This window comes from Thalassospira lucentensis, from assembly GCF_032921865.1.
GTDB classification, from domain to species: Bacteria; Pseudomonadota; Alphaproteobacteria; order Rhodospirillales; family Thalassospiraceae; genus Thalassospira; species Thalassospira lucentensis_A.
Map to the genome: position 1 here is coordinate 2,242,570 of NZ_CP136684.1, position 14,002 is coordinate 2,256,571.

At 55.5% G+C, this 14,002-nt stretch carries 14 protein-coding genes; 8 read left to right on the forward strand and 6 right to left on the reverse strand.

Going from position 1 to position 14,002, the window contains the following annotated elements; genetic code table 11:
• The first annotated feature begins 84 nt into the window (after nucleotides 1–84).
• The 5 genes from R1T41_RS10950 to R1T41_RS10970 all read left to right on the forward strand — a co-directional run bounded on the left by R1T41_RS10950 (nucleotide 85) and on the right by R1T41_RS10970 (nucleotide 4,780).
• Nucleotides 85–1,101, forward strand: coding sequence for a branched-chain amino acid ABC transporter permease (locus R1T41_RS10950; RefSeq protein WP_062951497.1), 1,017 nt, complete (start codon nucleotides 85–87; stop codon nucleotides 1,099–1,101).
• Between the two features lies 1 nt (nucleotide 1,102).
• A complete protein-coding gene (locus R1T41_RS10955) occupies nucleotides 1,103–2,266 on the forward strand; it encodes a branched-chain amino acid ABC transporter permease (protein WP_062951496.1) in 1,164 nt (387 codons plus the stop codon).
• A gap of 3 nt (nucleotides 2,267–2,269) precedes the next feature.
• Complete coding sequence (locus R1T41_RS10960) at nucleotides 2,270–3,031, forward strand: ABC transporter ATP-binding protein (RefSeq protein ID WP_062951495.1); 762 nt, start codon at nucleotides 2,270–2,272, stop codon at nucleotides 3,029–3,031.
• Entirely contained in the window at nucleotides 3,028–3,780 is a 753-nt protein-coding gene (locus tag R1T41_RS10965; protein ID WP_062951494.1) for an ABC transporter ATP-binding protein, read from the forward strand. The genes R1T41_RS10960 and R1T41_RS10965 overlap by 4 nt, the downstream gene beginning before the upstream one ends.
• Nucleotides 3,781–3,997: 217 nt before the next feature.
• Nucleotides 3,998–4,780: a 4'-phosphopantetheinyl transferase family protein gene (locus tag R1T41_RS10970; RefSeq protein ID WP_062951493.1), complete on the forward strand. Its 783-nt coding sequence runs from the start codon at nucleotides 3,998–4,000 to the stop codon at nucleotides 4,778–4,780.
• A gap of 18 nt (nucleotides 4,781–4,798) precedes the next feature.
• On the opposite strand, the gene R1T41_RS10975 is transcribed toward R1T41_RS10970, so the two are convergent.
• Nucleotides 4,799–5,269 carry an Lrp/AsnC family transcriptional regulator gene (locus R1T41_RS10975; protein ID WP_097051219.1) on the reverse strand — a complete coding sequence of 157 codons (471 nt, stop codon included), beginning with the start codon at nucleotides 5,267–5,269 and terminating at the stop codon, nucleotides 4,799–4,801.
• A 142-nt stretch (nucleotides 5,270–5,411) separates the two neighbouring features.
• Here R1T41_RS10975 and hppD point away from each other — a divergent pair, with 142 nt between their 5' ends.
• Nucleotides 5,412–6,524, forward strand: a complete 1,113-nt coding sequence (gene hppD, locus R1T41_RS10980) for a 4-hydroxyphenylpyruvate dioxygenase (protein WP_317341541.1) — start codon at nucleotides 5,412–5,414, stop codon at nucleotides 6,522–6,524.
• 65 nt (nucleotides 6,525–6,589) lie between these two features.
• Here hppD and R1T41_RS10985 read toward each other — a convergent pair whose 3' ends face one another.
• The 4 genes from R1T41_RS10985 to R1T41_RS11000 form a co-directional block, all read right to left on the reverse strand.
• On the reverse strand, nucleotides 6,590–7,042 hold the full coding sequence (locus tag R1T41_RS10985) for a GNAT family N-acetyltransferase (RefSeq protein ID WP_317341542.1): 453 nt from the start codon (nucleotides 7,040–7,042) through the stop codon (nucleotides 6,590–6,592).
• A 1,077-nt stretch (nucleotides 7,043–8,119) separates the two neighbouring features.
• On the reverse strand, nucleotides 8,120–9,433 hold the full coding sequence (locus tag R1T41_RS10990) for a TRAP transporter large permease (RefSeq protein WP_317341543.1): 1,314 nt from the start codon (nucleotides 9,431–9,433) through the stop codon (nucleotides 8,120–8,122).
• Nucleotides 9,433–9,969, reverse strand: coding sequence for a TRAP transporter small permease (locus R1T41_RS10995; RefSeq protein WP_317341544.1), 537 nt, complete (start codon nucleotides 9,967–9,969; stop codon nucleotides 9,433–9,435). Before R1T41_RS10995 ends, R1T41_RS10990 begins: the two co-directional genes overlap by 1 nt.
• The gene (locus R1T41_RS11000) at nucleotides 9,966–11,024 is read right to left on the reverse strand and encodes a TRAP transporter substrate-binding protein (protein ID WP_317341545.1); all 1,059 of its coding nucleotides are present in this window, start codon (nucleotides 11,022–11,024) and stop codon (nucleotides 9,966–9,968) included. The genes R1T41_RS10995 and R1T41_RS11000 overlap by 4 nt, the downstream gene beginning before the upstream one ends.
• 187 nt (nucleotides 11,025–11,211) lie before the next feature.
• Between R1T41_RS11000 and R1T41_RS11005 the strand changes: the two genes are divergently transcribed.
• Nucleotides 11,212–12,141: an IclR family transcriptional regulator gene (locus R1T41_RS11005; protein ID WP_317341546.1), complete on the forward strand. Its 930-nt coding sequence runs from the start codon at nucleotides 11,212–11,214 to the stop codon at nucleotides 12,139–12,141.
• Here the strand turns inward: R1T41_RS11005 and R1T41_RS11010 are convergent.
• Nucleotides 12,098–12,535: a MarR family winged helix-turn-helix transcriptional regulator gene (locus tag R1T41_RS11010; protein WP_085642194.1), complete on the reverse strand. Its 438-nt coding sequence runs from the start codon at nucleotides 12,533–12,535 to the stop codon at nucleotides 12,098–12,100. The two genes, R1T41_RS11005 and R1T41_RS11010, sit on opposite strands and share 44 nt — an antisense overlap.
• Nucleotides 12,536–12,614: 79 nt before the next feature.
• Between R1T41_RS11010 and hmgA the strand changes: the two genes are divergently transcribed.
• Nucleotides 12,615–13,994 (forward strand): homogentisate 1,2-dioxygenase, encoded by a 1,380-nt coding sequence (gene hmgA, locus R1T41_RS11015; protein WP_317341547.1) that lies wholly within the window; start codon nucleotides 12,615–12,617, stop codon nucleotides 13,992–13,994.
• Nucleotides 13,995–14,002 lie beyond the last annotated feature (8 nt).

The window sequence follows — 14,002 nt, forward strand, 5'->3', positions numbered from 1 at the left end:
CCAACTGCCCCGATGGGCAATGCTTTTGGCAAATGCTTTGGCTTTCTGTTCGTTAAGCCCTTTTGAACACGCGGCGGATAATCAATGGACGCTATATTTCTTCAAATCCTGAATGGTCTGGACAAGGGGGGTGCTTATGCGCTGATTGCCCTTGGTCTGACCCTGGTGTTCGGCACGCTTGGCGTGGTGAACTTTGCCCATGGTGCCATCTTCATGATCGGCGCCTTTTGTGCGGTGACGCTGGAAAAAATCCTGACGCTTTCTGTTCGGGTCAAGGACGAGTCAGTCACCTTCTTTGACGCCTACAAGGAAACGCCTTATCTCGAAGTCTGGTTTGGCGATACCGGCACGGCGATTATTGACTGGTCTGTGCCGTTATCAATCATCCTTGCCATTCCGGTGATGCTGGCGATTGGCGTGATTATGGAACGGGCACTGATCCGGCATTTTTACAAACGTTCCCACGCCGAACAGATCCTTGTGACATTCGGTCTGGCGATCGTGTTGCAGGAACTGATCAAATCCTTCTTCGGGGCAAACCCGATCCCGCAAGGTGCACCGGAAATTGTTGCCGGTTCTGCCAATATCGGGGCATGGATCGGCCTTGGGGAATCCGTGGTTTATCCATGGTGGCGTCTGATTTACCTGCTGTTTTCGGCAACAATTATCGGTCTTGTCTTCTCGTTCCTGCATTTCACCACTTACGGGATGGTGGTGCGTGCCGGCATGGCTGACCGTGCAACGGTCGAGCTGCTTGGCATCAATATCGAACGTCGTTTTACCATTGTGTTTGGCATGGCTGCAGTGGTCGCAGGGCTTGCCGGTGTGATGTACACACCTGTCTTGCCGCCTGATTACCATCTCGGGATGGACTTCCTTGTCCTGTCCTTTGTCGTCGTCGTTGTCGGCGGCATGGGGTCGCTTCCCGGAGCGGTGCTGGCGGGTTTCCTGCTTGGTATCCTGCAATCCTTCTCGTCGATGACTGAAGTGAAAGACATCTTTCCCGGTATCGACCAGATCATCATCTACCTTGTCGCCGTCGTGATTCTGCTGACCCGTCCGCGTGGTCTGATGGGGCGACGGGGCGTGATGGAGAGCTGATATGTCAAATACTCAAATCGTCTCGCCCAAGCAGGACCTGATTTACATGGTGGTTCTGTCGGTTGTGGTCCTGACCATGCCGATCTGGTTGCAGCCTTTCGGTGCGGCCTATCCCGATCTGATGCAGAAATTCATGATCTTTGGCATTTTTGCCATCGGTTACAATGTCCTGTTTGGTCTGACCGGTTATCTTTCCTTCGGTCACGCGGCGTTTCTGGGCGTCGGGTCCTACACCGCCGTCTGGTCATTCAAACTGCTGTCAATGAATGTCCTGCCGGCAATGATCTTTGCCGTTGCGCTTTCGGGGCTGTTTGCCCTTCTGATCGGCTATGTCTCGTTGCGTCGTTCGGGGATTTATTTCTCGATCCTGACGCTGGCTTTTGCGCAGATGTCCTACAATCTGGCCTATTCGGTTCTGACGCCGATCACGAACGGTGAAACCGGCCTGCAACTGACGCAGGGTGATGCAAGGGTTCTTGACCGGATGGCCGGGATCGAAGCATCGGCGGCATTGCCGACTCCGAACCTGTTCGGAATAGAGGGGATCGGATATTCCGGCTTTTACATATGCGCGGTTCTTCTGATCATTTCGTTCTTTATCTATCTGCGCATCTTCCGGTCCGCTTTCGGGTTGAAGTTGCGTGCCATCAAGTCGAACCAGAACCGCATGGGGTATACCGGATATAACACCCGGCCCTACCTGATGACCGCCTTTGTCATTTCGGGCATGTATGCCGGACTGGCCGGATCACTTCTGGCGGTGACCGATCCGCTGGCCGGGGCGGAGCGCATGCAGTGGACGGCGTCGGGCGAGGTTGTTCTGATCACCATTCTTGGTGGTGCGGGAACACTGATCGGGCCGCTTCTGGGTGCGGGGATCATCAAGTATTTCGAAAACATCTTTTCGGCCTTTAACGATCAGGTTCTGCAAAATGCGTTTTCCTTCCTGCCCGACTGGCTTGGCCATGCGGTGGCATCGGTTGCAGGTCTGTTCGTTGGGGATGGCTGGCACCTGACACTTGGTCTTGTTTTCATGCTGATCGTGATCTTCCTGCCCGGTGGGGTGATGGAAGGGATCAATCGCCTGTGGCGTCTGATCCGGAACCGTTCAACATCCTTCGAGAATAACGAAAAAGAACAACAACCTTCGACGAGGGAGGTCTGATCGATGTCCGAATACATTCTTGATGTTACCGATGTCGACAAGCATTTCGGCGGCCTGCGGGCCCTGTCCGACATCAATCTTCGGGTCAAGGAAGGCACCGTTCATGCCATCATCGGCCCGAACGGGGCGGGAAAATCGACCCTGCTTAACGTGATTGTCGGGCGTCTTGCGCCCAATCGCGGGCGGGTGTTGCTGGGGGACGAGGTTCTGACCGGCAAAAATCCGTATGAGATCAACCAGCTTGGTGTCGCACGTGTTTTCCAGACGCCGGAAATTTTTCCGGAACTGTCGTTGCTGCAAAATGTGATGGTACCGGCACTGGCCAAGCGTGATGGCGAGTTTAACCTGAGCTTTCTCAAGAGCCTGTTTTCGGAACGCGAAATTCGCGATCAGGCGGAACACATGCTTGAGGATGTCGGGCTGATCGAACACAAGGATCATCTGGCAGGATCAATGTCGCGCGGGGATAAACGTCGTCTTGAACTGGCGATGTGCCTGAGCCAGCGGCCTAAACTGTTCCTGCTGGATGAGCCGACCGCTGGTATGTCGCGACATGACACCAACCGCACGATTGATCTGCTCAAACGGATCAAGGAACGCGGGATGACCAAGGTGATCATCGAACATGACATGCATGTCGTGTTCAGTCTGGCAGACCGCATCAGCGTTCTGGCGCAGGGTGCGATCATTGCCGAAGGCACCCCGGAAGAGGTGCGCAACAATCCCAAGGTCAAGGAAGCCTATCTCGGAGGGGAAACTGTATGAACGCGGTCCCGCAAACCAAACCCGTCATGAAACAGGGCGGTGATCCGGCCTTCTTCTCGGTCTATGATCTGCATGCCTATTACGGCGAGAGCTATATCGTGCAGGGTGTCAGCTTTGACATTCGCGAGGGCGAAATTCTTGCCCTTCTGGGGCGTAACGGTGCCGGTAAGACATCGACCCTGCGTGCGCTTGCGCGGATGGCCGATCCGGAACTCAAGCATGGTGAAATCTGGCTCGATCATCAGCCGCTTCACACCATGAAGGCGTGGCAGGCCGCCCGCCTGGGGCTGCAGCTTGTGCCCGAAGACCGCCGCATCATTCCGGGTATGACGGTTGAGCAGAATCTTGAACTGGCCCAGATTGCCGAGCCGATTGGATGGTCGATCCAGCGCATTTACGAACTGTTCCCCCGTCTTGGTGAACGTGCCGAGCAGGAAGCGATCACCCTTTCGGGCGGGGAGCAGCAGATGCTGGCGATCGGGCGGGCATTGGCACGTGATATCAAGCTGCTGTTGCTTGATGAACCGTATGAAGGTCTTGCACCGGTGATTGTCCAGGAGATTGAAAAGACGCTTCAGAATGTCAAAAAGCTTGGCATCACCACCATCATTGTCGAGCAGAACGCGATTGCTGCACTTAAGCTTGCTGATCGCGCGATCATCATGGATAGCGGCCAGATCGTGTTTGACGGTACCGCGCAGGCGGTTCTCGATGATACCGAATTGCGTGATCAGTATCTTGCGATCTGATTTTTGACCTGACAGGGGGAGGATCCCGGCATCTTTGGGTAAGGGTGTGCCGGGATGTCAAAAGGCCGCGCCATTGTGCGCGGCCTTTTCCGTATTCATGTATTGCCGATTATATGCCAACCGCAGATAGCCGGTTCACAATTGCGGGCTCCCGGTGCACAATGGATGCTGCAGACAGGCTTCATGACGGGTTGCCAAACAGCAAGCGGAAGCACGTATGGAAAATATTCGGGTCCTCGGAACCGGGCATATTGATCTGGCGCGTGATGATATGGGCGAAGTTGATATCGCCATCGGGCTGTTGCGTGCCACGCTTGCGCATGTGGCTGTTTGCAATGAAGGCGAAGCCGGCGAGGATGCCGAAAACTGGCTCCATCCCGAAGAACTGTCTTTGGCGCGCCGGATGAGCCACGATGGCCGCCGTACCAGCTATATCGCCGGGCGGGTTGCCGCCAAAATTTCCCTGACCAGCTGGCTTGCGACCGATGAGCCGGATCGTTTCTGGGTGCGGCCGGGGGTGTTCGGGCAGCCGTTTATTGATGGCACATCGGCAATCGGGTCCGGGCTGGGGCATAAGCTTCCCTGTGTCAGTATCGCGCACAGCGAAGATGCTTCCATGGCGATGGCCTATCACCGGGCCCATCCGATGGGTATTGATCTTGCACCCATTGACGAAGATGCGATGCCGTTATTGCAGGCGGAACTGACCCGCGAGGAACTTGCGGTGATGGCAAAGCTTGACCTGCCGGAATGTGACGCTGCCCAGCTTCTCTGGAGCTGCAAGGAAAGCCTTGGCAAAACGCTTAATACTGCCCTGATGGTGCCGCTTCCGGTTTTCGAGGTGGCAGAGCTGATAGAAGAACCGCCCTTTATCACGATCCATTACCGTAATTTCGAGCAATTCCGCACCATTGCCTGCCGCAATCAAACCGGCTGGTTTACCCTGACCCTGCCACGTGAAACCGAAATTACCGATACGTCATGGCTTGAATGTATCTGATTGCGTCGGCGGACGTGCCTAGCCGGTTTCAACGGCCAAACCTTCGAAGTCTTTCAGGACGTTAAGCACAATCGATGTTTTGACATGCTGCACGGAATCGTGAGGCAGCAAAACCTCGTTCACGAAATGCGAAAGGGCGGCAAGGTCTTTGGTCACGACCTTCAGGTGATAATCCATTTCCCCGGTCAGGGAATAGGCTTCCAGTACTTCGGGAAGGTTGGCCAGCAGTTCGGAAAACCGTTTGGCATTGTCGCGATTATGGGTGGCCAGGGTCACGGAAATTACCACCATCAGGCCAAGGCCCATTTTTTGCCGGTCAATATCGGCGCGGTATCCGCGAATGAAACCTTCGGCCTCCAGCCGGGCGCGGCGGCGCGAACATTGCGACGGCGATAATGCGATCCGTTCTGACAGATCATTGTTGGTCAGACGCCCGTCGCGCTGCAATTCGGCAAGCAGTTTCAGATCAAGTTTATCAAGTTGCGTCATTCATGCACCATTTTGATGATCTGCGCATGATATGTGTATGAAATAGCGAAAATCAACCGTGAATGCACGCACATTGCGGCCGATCTGGCGCAAGATAGGTCCATAACAAGAACCTTTCTAATTCCAGATCAAGGAGCCTTCGATGGGACCGTTTCCACATGATGCCCCCCGCGCAACGATCACTGCCGATAACCCGGCCGGAACGGATGGCTTTGAGTTTGTCGAATTTGCCCATGAAGAGGCCGAGAAGCTTGAAACCCTGTTTACGCGCATGGGCTATACGCCGGTTGCCAAGCACAAATCAAAAAACATTACCGTCTGGCGTCAGGGTGACATCAATTACATCCTGAATGCCGAGCCCGGTTCGCACGGGATGAAATTTGTTGAAAAGCACGGCCCCTGTGCGCCGTCGATGGCGTGGCGGGTGGTCGATGCCAAGCATGCCTTTGATCACGCGGTTTCCAAGGGCGCGGAGCCGTATACGGGCGATGACAAAACCCTTGATGTCCCGGCGATTGTCGGCATTGGCGGGTCGCTTCTGTATTTCATCGATGCGTATGGTGAAACCGGTTCGGCCTATGATACGGAATTTGACTGGCTGGGCGAACGTGACCCGAAACCCGAAGGGGTCGGTTTCTATTATCTCGACCATCTGACGCATAATGTCTATCGCGGCAATATGGATAAATGGTGGGATTTCTATCGCGACCTGTTCAATTTCAAACAGATTCACTTCTTTGATATTGCGGGTAAAATCACCGGTCTGGTCAGCCGCGCGATTACATCGCCGTGCGGCAAAATCCGTATTCCGTTAAACGAATCAACCGATGACAAAAGCCAGATCGAGGAATACCTCAAAAAATACAACGGCGAAGGCATCCAGCATATCGCGGTGGGCACGGACGGTATCTATGACGCGACCGACAGGCTTGCGGCCAATGACCTTAAATTCATGCCGGGGCCGCCAGATACCTATTACGAAAAATCCCATGACCGTGTGCAGGGGCATGACGAGCCGATTGAGCGCATGAAAAAACATGGCATCCTGATCGATGGCGAGGGCGTTGTGGATGGCGGCATGACCAAAATCCTGTTGCAGATTTTCTCGAAAACCGTGATCGGCCCGATCTTCTTTGAATTCATCCAGCGCAAGGGCGATGAAGGCTTTGGCGAGGGCAATTTCCGTGCCCTGTTTGAAAGCATCGAAGAAGACCAGATCCGTCGCGGCGTTCTGAAAGTCGATGCAGCGGAATAATCGTTGGTGAGAGATATTTTACAAAAGCCCGGATTGCGTCATCCGGGCTTTTGCTATCTTGCCTTTCAGACAGACAGATTCTTTTCAAAATAAACGCGGTTGAACCCGTTTTCAGTACGCCGTCCTGTTTCGACATAACCAAGATGCGGATAGATCGATAAATTCGCAGTCATCTTTTCATTGGTATAAAGACGCATATGGGAAAATCCCTGCTGCCTTGCGTTTTCCTCGCAAAAGGCCATTAGGCGTTTACCAATACCGCGCCCTTTCTGGTCGGGCATAACCGCAATGTTTTCGAGCATCATGGTCGTGTCGTCGTCAGGGTAAAAAACGATAAACCCGACAACTTGGTTTTTGTCATCGGTTGCGATGTGAACATGCCCGGCCATAATTTGTGCAGCAAAATCGGCGGTCATGGGGGCCGGTTTGCGCCCGATGATGGCAACATATTGCTGATAAGCCGAAATGGCGCAGTCGCGGATGGCGGTTTCATCGCTCGGCCGGGCAGGGCGGATCATGTCGTTCCCAAATCAGTTGTGGCACCATGATTTTTTTATGATTGTGCAAGTAAATCAATGGGTTTTGACCGTGCTGGGAACTTTTTCCGGATTTTTTAGAAAAAAGTTCTTGATTTGTTCTTATCATTGTGTCATAAAGATAAAGTCAACAGGACAAATGGGTCCGGAGACAAAACCCGCAAAGCGTGATTCGCTTTTGCGGGTTTTTTGCGTTTCGGGCGGCAAAACAGGAATGAGACGATGACAGGGCAGCGATCTGACAGGATGACATGGCGGGGACGGCGTCGCCAAAGGGACGTCAATGGCGCATGGAAAAGTCATTACGGCGGTGGTGCATCCGGGCCGTGAGGCCGTCGGAAATTTACGAAAAACGGGTGTTTATCATGACGGGAGAGATGTGCCCTTGGGGCAAGGGCGTTTGTTCGGGGCTGGGATAGCCGGGGCGAGGTGAAGCTGGTTCGGTCCAGCTCAGTCCAGTCCGGTCGGTGAAGCGCGAAAATGCCGAGAATCAGCGGGCCCGAATTGCGCCCGGATTGGATCGGCATTGGATCGGCTGGCCGGGGTGCCGGGATTGGCTGGTGGGATTGGTTGCCAGCGGGCCGATGCATCGTTCGGACATGCCAACAGGCCGATCATCGATGGCGGGACGTGGGTCTGCCATGCGGCAATGTTCTTGCCTTTGGGGTGGGGTGCGTTTTCGCCGTCCATCGAAAGCCAGAAATTTTTGTTTGGGGCAGCGGTGACTGGGCGAGGCCGGTCTGGTGCTGCCCGGTTCAGTTCATCCCCGTCTCGTTCTGTCCGCTTTCGTCTGGCCCACCCGGTCGGTGGTGTTTGGTGATGCCGAGGGGTAGCAGGGCTGGTTGGTGGGATTGGCTTGTCGATGGATCAAAATCGTCATTCCGGGCAGAGCAGAGCGCAGACCCGGAATCCATGCCCCATTGAAAGAGACTGGATTCCCGCCTTCGCGGGAATGACGATCAGGTTGGGTGTGTCCTGCCATCGATGATGACGTTGCCCTTGTCCGGGGTTGGGCTGGTTTCCGGCATGGGTCGAAAGCGGTTACACCGGGGCAGGCGCCTAGTAGGCACCAAACCCCAGAAGATGGGGCAGCCACAGGACCAGACCGGGGATGGCGACCATCAGGATGACGCGGACAATATCGGCGGTGAGGAAGGGCAGGATGCCGCGTGACAGGGTGGTGATGGTCATGTCGGATGACACGCCCTGAATGATGAACAGGTTCATGCCAATTGGCGGGGTGATCAGACCGATTTCAACAACCGATACCAGAACAACCCCGAACCAGACCGGATCATAGCCGACCCCGGTGATCACGCCATATGCCGGGACCACCGTCAGAAGGATCATGGAAAGGCTGTCCATGAAGCAGCCGAGTACGACGTAAAACACCAGAAGCGCGATCAGGACGACAAGCGGTGAATAGCCCTGTGTGGTGATCCAGTCCACGAGCGTCTGGGTCAGGCCGCTGGTTTCGATGAAGAAGTTGAAAAGTGCTGCCCCGATCAGGATCAGGAAAATCATCCCGGTCATGCCAGCGGTTTCGCGAATGCCGGTGCGTAAAACCGTCCAGTTCAGGCGTTTGCGCAAGAATGCAAACAGCAGGGCACCACCGGCGCCAACGGCTGCGGCTTCTGTGGGGGAAAACAGGCCGGCATAAATCCCGCCAATCACCAGAACGATCAAGACGATGGCATCCCACATGCGCAGCAATGCACCCCAGCGCTGTGACCAGGGGACATAGTCACTGACCGGGGCAAGGGACGGGTTGCGCATGACCTGAATGCGGATGGAGATGATGTAAAGCACGGTTGCCAGAAGGCCCGGGATCATCGCACCGGCAAACAGGGCGCCGATGGATTGTTCGGTCATGAGGGCGTAAATCACCAGAAGGATTGAGGGCGGGATCAGAACGCCAAGCGTGCCGCCCGCAGCAATCGATGCCCCGGCGAGGCTTTTGGCATAGCCGCGTTGGCGCATTTCAGGAAGGGCGACGCGGCCCATGGTCGCACAGGTCGCAAGCGATGATCCGCAAATGGCACCAAATACCGCACTGGCGCCGATGCTGGACGCGGCCAGACCGCCCGGACGATGGCCGGAAAAAGCGGTGATGCCGCGAAACAGATTGCCCGATAGTCCGGAATGGGAGGCAAACACGCCCATGAAAATGAAGAGCGGCACCACCGAAAGGCCATAGGGGAATATCGCCTCGAACGGGAGGCTTGCCATGACGTAGCTTGCCGACATCCAGTCGGTCAGAAGCAGGGTGCCGATGATGCCGACAACCGCCATTGCGACAGCGACCGGCACCCGCAAAAGGGCCAGTGCGAGAGCCGCCACAAACCCGATCAATCCCGCCCATTCCGTCGCCATCAGCTCTTCTCGTCCGTTAAAAGCAGTTTTAGAAATTGCACAAGACACACCAGTGTCGAGATCGCCATGCCGGTCAGAAGGAAGGCCCAGAACAGGATCATCGGGATCGCAAGGTTTTGCGACACATCGCCATAGGTCCATTGTTCCATCGCACGGCCCCACGACAGATACAGCAGGAAAGCCATCAGCCCGGCGCATAAAAGCGGGATCAATCGATCAATGGTTTTAAACAGGATGCGAAGGCGGTTCTTGCCGATCAGGTCAACCGTGACATGGGCATGCGCGCTAAAGGCATAGGGGATGGCCCATGATGCGGCGGCCATGACGCAAAACTGGGTCAGGTCAACCGCACCGACCAGCGATTGCCCGCCAATGCGCCGCCAGATGATATCGACAACCACAATGGCAATCGCCCCGATCAGGGCCGCCATGCCGACAAAGGCCAGAATGTCGGTCAGCCGGTTCATCAGGTGATCCATTTGGTGAACCGCGGCATAGAGCCGCGATCCACCGGATTTTTCAGCCCGATGCGTCATTTGTCGCCAGCGTGATATTTGGCATCAAATTCCGCGATCAGTTCCTGTGCGCGTTTATAGATGGCGTCGGGGTCGGAGACGCCCTTTTCCTTCAGCCCGGCCAGATATTCCTGGATCATCGGCTGGGATGCTTCCTGCCATTGAGCACGGGTGGCGTCATCGATCGTGATGATTTCATTGCCATGTTGTTCGGCATTGGCCTTGCCAACGGCTTCCCATTTGGTCCACCAGTCGCCAAATTTGCCGACAAGGACGTCGCCGGAAATTTCGTCAATCGCGGCGCGGACATCGTCGGGCAGGCTGTCATATTTTTTCTGGTTCATCACGAAATAGAAGCCGGCGGTATAGGCCGCGGCATCGGTGTGATATTTCAGAAGTTCGTTGGCCTTGACCGCGTTGACCAGATCCCAGGTGGCAACCAGACCTTCGATGTTGCCCTTTTGCAGGTTTTCGTAAATCGCCGATGGCGGCAGGCCGACCGGGGATGCGCCAAAGGATTCCAGCATGGCCGAAATCGCCGGGCTTGGCGTTCTGAGGCGCAGGCCCTTGAGATCGTCAAGGGTCCGAACCGGGTTATCAAGGGTATGGATCAGGCCGCCCGGATGGGTGAACAGGGCAAGGAGCTTGAAGTCTTTATAGTCGCTGCCAAGCAGACCTTCCTTGTAAAGCGTCCAAAGGGTTTCAGACCCGGAATCGGCATATTTCACCAGAAACGGCAGTTCAATGATCGAGGCGGCCGGATAGCGGTCACGTGGAATGCCGTTCAGGCCAACGGCCATATCCATCACACCTGCGCGGACCTGATCGGCCTGACGGTCGATTTTGCCAAAGGCGGATGTCGCGTCATAAATTTCGACTTCGACCTTGCCGTTGGTTTTTTCCGACAGTTCCTTGCCCCAGCTTTCGAGGAAGTCTTTCTGGAAGCCGTGGCTTGGCGGCAGATAGTGGCTGACCTTCAGCGTGATGTCGGCGGCATGGGCCATGCCCGCACCGGCCAGAATGGTTGCCCCGGCCAGAAGCCCAAGCAGTGTGTTGCGAAGTTTCATCGGTTTCATGTTCCTCTCCCTGTTTTCTGATCATGTGTTTGATCGTGCTTTTGATCGGTCCGGTGCCAAGGGCGCATCACGGCCGCTGATGGGCTTTCCACGTTCTGATCATCGGTGTGGAGTGCTGTTTTTTCTTTGAATTGGAATTATGATATATATAATCAATTACGCAATATGAAATTTATGCAGGTAAATTTTGACCAAAGCCTCATCGAAAAACATCCCGGTTGCGGATAGCGACATCGATATTTCGGACGCGGTTGATGCCGTTGATGCGGCCGATACGCGCAAGGGCATTCAGTCGGTCGAGGTCAGCGGCGTGATCATTGCCGCATTGTGCGATTTCAAATTCCCGGTGCCGTTAAAGGATCTGGCGGCGGCGGTGGATATGCCACCGGCAAAGGTTCATCGCTATCTGGCGAGCCTGGTGCGGATCGGGCTTGCCTGGCAGGATGATCTGACCGGGCTTTATGGCCTGGGGCCGATGGCGTTGCGGATGGGCATTTCGGCGATTGAACGCAATGACGTGGTGATGCGGGCCGGGCGGCTTTTGCGCAATCTGGCGATTGAATTGCGGTCGTCCGGGCATCTCGCGATCTGGGGCGAACGGGGCCCGGTCCTGATCCGGACCGAGCATGGCGGGCCGCCGATCATATCGACCATGGGGCTTGGCACGGTGATGCCGTTATTGCGGTCGGCCACCGGGCAGGCGTTTTTATCGACCATGCCGCGTGGGGCGATTGAGCATGTGATCCGGGCCGAACAGGATATCCTGCATTGGGATGATGCCACGGTGGATCGGTTGATTATCGAAACGCGCGAACGCGGTGCGGCGGTGATCGAAGGCGATATCGTGCCGGGCTTATCGGCGATCAGTGCGCCGGTCTATAATCTGGACGGGGCGGTGGCGTGTTGCGTGACGCTGATGAACCCCAAGGCCAATTATTTCCAGCCGGGACAGCCAGCCTTTGACGTATTTTTGCGCGCGATTGCCGATTTCACCCAAAGCTGGGGCGGGCAGCCGCGCGATGAGGCCGAGGACAGTCAAACAGCAACTGTCACAGGAAATGTCACAGGGACCATCAAAGATCATTCAGCTTTGTCAGGAGGTCGGAAAGGCGTTTGAAATCCGCATCGCCCAGAAAATCGCGGACCTTTTTGTCATAGGCAATGCCCGCCTCGCACAGTGACTGAAAGGCCGATTGGCCCTGCGAGGTCAGTTCAAGGCGATGAACGCGACGATCATTTTCGTTCTGGACGCGTCGGAGCCAGCGGCGTTGTTCGATGGAAAAGACGGCACGCGAGACCTTGGTTTTATGAAGCCCCGTATGGGTGACGATTTCGGTCGCGGTTAGCGCGCCATATTGTCCAAGGGTGGCCAGAACCCGCCATTCGGATCGCGTCATCCGGTATCGGTCGCGATAGATGTCGCGAAAGCCAAGACTGACCTTTTCGCTGGCGTGGTGCATCAGAAACGGCAGAAAGCGGTGCAGATCGAATTCGGATTTCTCGGATTTCATGGCTTTAAAAGGCTGTTTGATAGTTACAAAAATTACAGTTACGGATGTAACTATATCGAAGATTGGTAGGAAAAAGGCAATGACGGATCACAAGGTTACGACTGGAACCGCCGGAAATGCTGCAAACGGCGTTGCGAACGATCTGCGTTACATGCCCGGTTTTGGCAATGATTTTGAAACCGAAAGCCTTCCCGGTGCCTTGCCGCAGGGGCAGAACAGTCCGCAGAAATGCGCCTATGGGCTTTATGCCGAACAGCTTTCGGGCTCACCCTTTACCGCGCCGCGCGGCACCAATGAACGGTCGTGGCTGTATCGCATGCGGCCGAGCGTGCGCCATAACGGGCGGTTCAAAGCCTTTGCCCTTCCGGAATGGAAAACAGCCCCATGCGTGAATGACCATAGCCTTGCGCTGGGTCAGTTGCGCTGGGACCCGGTGCCGATGCCAACCGAACCAACCGATTTCATTTCCGGTATGCGCACGGTGACCACGGCCGGGGACGCCATGACCCAGACCGGCATGGCAAGCCACGTTTATGTGTGCAACACCGATATGGTGGATGACTATTTTTTCAATGCGGATGGCGAATTGCTGGTGGTGCCCGAAAGCGGCACGCTTCGCATCTTTACCGAACTTGGCATCATGGATGTCGAACCGCTTGAAATCGCATTGATCCCGCGTGGCATGATGTTCAAGGTTTCGATCGTAACACCCGGGATTGAGGGCGGAGCGCGGGGTTATGTCTGCGAAAACTATGGGGCGAAATTCACCCTGCCGGAACGCGGGCCGATTGGCGCCAACTGCCTTGCCAATCCGCGTGATTTCAAAACGCCGGTGGCGGCCTATGAGGATAAGGAAACGCCGTGCCGGATCCTGATCAAATGGTGCGGGCAGTTTCATGAAACCGGGATCGGGCATTCGCCGCTGGATGTGGTGGCGTGGCATGGCAATTACACGCCGTTCAAATATGATCTTCGGACATTTTCACCGGTCGGCGCGATCCTGTTTGATCATCCCGATCCGTCGATCTTTACCGTGCTGACCGCCCCGTCGGGCGAGGCCGGAACGGCGAATATCGATTTTGTCATCTTCCCGCCGCGCTGGATGGTGGCGGAACATACCTTCCGCCCGCCATGGTATCACCGCAATATCATGTCGGAATTCATGGGGCTGATTTGCGGGCAATATGATGCCAAGGAAAAGGGATTTGTTCCCGGTGGCATGAGCCTGCATAACATGATGCTGCCCCATGGGCCCGATGCGTTCGGGTTTGAAAAGGCATCGAACGGGGAGCTTGGCCCGCAGAAGCTGGAGGGCACCATGGCCTTCATGTTTGAAACCCGTTTTCCGCAGCAATTGACGAAATTTGCCGCCGAGCTTGAGACCCTTCAGGATGATTATCTTGATTGCTGGGACGGGCTGGAACGCAAATTTGATGGCACGCCCGAAGGTCGCCCGTAAACGGCGAC

Excerpts from the sequence above, each read along its gene's own strand:
- R1T41_RS10950 (WP_062951497.1), top strand. The coding sequence starts at position 85 with ATGGACGCTATATTTCTTCAAATCCTGAATGGTCTGGACAAGGGGGGT.
- R1T41_RS10955 (WP_062951496.1), top strand. The coding sequence starts at position 1,103 with ATGTCAAATACTCAAATCGTCTCGCCCAAGCAGGACCTGATTTACATG.
- R1T41_RS10960 (WP_062951495.1), top strand. The coding sequence starts at position 2,270 with ATGTCCGAATACATTCTTGATGTTACCGATGTCGACAAGCATTTCGGC.
- R1T41_RS10965 (WP_062951494.1), top strand. The coding sequence starts at position 3,028 with ATGAACGCGGTCCCGCAAACCAAACCCGTCATGAAACAGGGCGGTGAT.
- R1T41_RS10970 (WP_062951493.1), top strand. The coding sequence starts at position 3,998 with ATGGAAAATATTCGGGTCCTCGGAACCGGGCATATTGATCTGGCGCGT.
- R1T41_RS10975 (WP_097051219.1), bottom strand. The coding sequence starts at position 5,269 with ATGACGCAACTTGATAAACTTGATCTGAAACTGCTTGCCGAATTGCAG.
- hppD (WP_317341541.1), top strand. The coding sequence starts at position 5,412 with ATGGGACCGTTTCCACATGATGCCCCCCGCGCAACGATCACTGCCGAT.
- R1T41_RS10985 (WP_317341542.1), bottom strand. The coding sequence starts at position 7,042 with ATGATCCGCCCTGCCCGGCCGAGCGATGAAACCGCCATCCGCGACTGC.
- R1T41_RS10990 (WP_317341543.1), bottom strand. The coding sequence starts at position 9,433 with ATGGCGACGGAATGGGCGGGATTGATCGGGTTTGTGGCGGCTCTCGCA.
- R1T41_RS10995 (WP_317341544.1), bottom strand. The coding sequence starts at position 9,969 with ATGACGCATCGGGCTGAAAAATCCGGTGGATCGCGGCTCTATGCCGCG.
- R1T41_RS11000 (WP_317341545.1), bottom strand. The coding sequence starts at position 11,024 with ATGAAACCGATGAAACTTCGCAACACACTGCTTGGGCTTCTGGCCGGG.
- R1T41_RS11010 (WP_085642194.1), bottom strand. The coding sequence starts at position 12,535 with ATGAAATCCGAGAAATCCGAATTCGATCTGCACCGCTTTCTGCCGTTT.
- hmgA (WP_317341547.1), top strand. The coding sequence starts at position 12,615 with ATGACGGATCACAAGGTTACGACTGGAACCGCCGGAAATGCTGCAAAC.